Annotated in this window: 1 protein-coding gene; it reads right to left on the reverse strand. The window is 62.2% G+C overall.

What is annotated here, in order from left to right; all coding sequences use genetic code 11:
- Positions 1 to 620: 620 nt before the first annotated feature.
- Positions 621 to 1,088, reverse strand: coding sequence for an SRPBCC family protein (locus Raf01_RS49025; RefSeq protein ID WP_203925059.1), 468 nt, complete (start codon positions 1,086 to 1,088; stop codon positions 621 to 623).
- Positions 1,089 to 1,291: the final 203 nt, after the last annotated feature.

A 1,291-nucleotide genomic window follows, 5' to 3' on the forward strand; every position in this document is an offset into this window, starting at 1 on the left:
AGCCTCGACCTCCTACGCCAACGCATCCTGCTACCGAATTAACAACAATCACGGACCGTAACGCTGCGACAAAGATTGATCCAGAACCGAAATCCGTGGGCGCCAGCGGGGACAACTGCCGGCCGCCTACGGGGAGAACTGAGAAGCCGTTGACAGGCGTGCCGCATGAACCGGTATGGAGGAGCCTGCGGCAGCGATGCGGAGGCTGATCCGGCGGCACCAGCGTCGTCGTGGCGACGCAGCAGACCGAGGTATGTACCCGTATCTACCATCACCGATCTGGCTGCGCGAGGTTCCTCCGGCAAGCGACGATCGAGAGGGGATGAACGGCCTGCCGGTCGTGGAGGTTCATCCTGATCAGCCGAGTGTCTCCGATGCTCGCGGTGCCGGCCGAAACACTGCCGTCCGATCCAGATTGGGCGTTCGAGCCCAGGTGGCGGGCGATTGCATTCCACGACGTACGGGGTGTGCGGCTGTACTCGCGGGCCGGCCGGTCGCCGAGCGGCCACTTCCCTGATATCACCCGACTGGTGCCGGCCAGTATGCCCGCCGGGGTCATCTTCGACGAACTGATCATCTGGGACGGTGACCGGACCAACCTCGCTTTACGGTCGATGGTGTCAACGAACGTTGAGCTGCGAGATGGTGCCATGCAAGCACCAGAACATCGCGCGAGGAAGTGGTGCACCAAGCGCCGCCGCTTCCAGATAGCTCAAGTGGACACACCAACCATCTCGGTACGACGCAGCGAGGTCACCAAGTCCCTTGTGCCTCAGGCTAAGTTGTGTCGCGTCCAATGTTCCATAAAGATCAAATAGAACTTCGGAATCCGGCTCGTCGGGAAAGCTCCAGGTGAAGGCGAGCGCTTCAGGTTCGGCATGCTCGACGACCGTCGACCGGCACCGGTAGTCGCCGCCGTGGTCGATCACGAATACCGCTCCAGGACGGACGGCACCCTCCACGAGGTCGCCGAGCCATTGACTCAACAAGTGGGCGTCCGTCAAGCAAGCCCACACCCGAGAGGGCGGTGATTCGATCCGCCACGTGACGCTGACGTTGGTCGAGGTCTCCAACTTCGTCAAGGGCATGGCTGGAACCTTACCTGGGAAGATCACTTCCGAAGGTGCTTAGGCAATGATGACTCCCGAAAGAGTGCGCCGAGAGGGGATGCTCATACTGCGACCCGGTCTGTGACGCGCCGAGAGGCAGACGCCGATGGGTCGCCCGCCTCGCCGAGTCGGTCACGCTGGTCGGCGCTTGGACGAACAGTCACTCTCGGTCAGCTGGGATG

Source organism: Rugosimonospora africana (genome assembly GCF_016862975.1).
Classification (GTDB): domain Bacteria; phylum Actinomycetota; class Actinomycetes; order Mycobacteriales; family Micromonosporaceae; genus Rugosimonospora; species Rugosimonospora africana.

Coding starts and splice junctions, on each gene's coding strand:
- Raf01_RS49025 (WP_203925059.1), bottom strand. CDS start 1,088: ATGCCCTTGACGAAGTTGGAGACCTCGACCAACGTCAGCGTCACGTGG.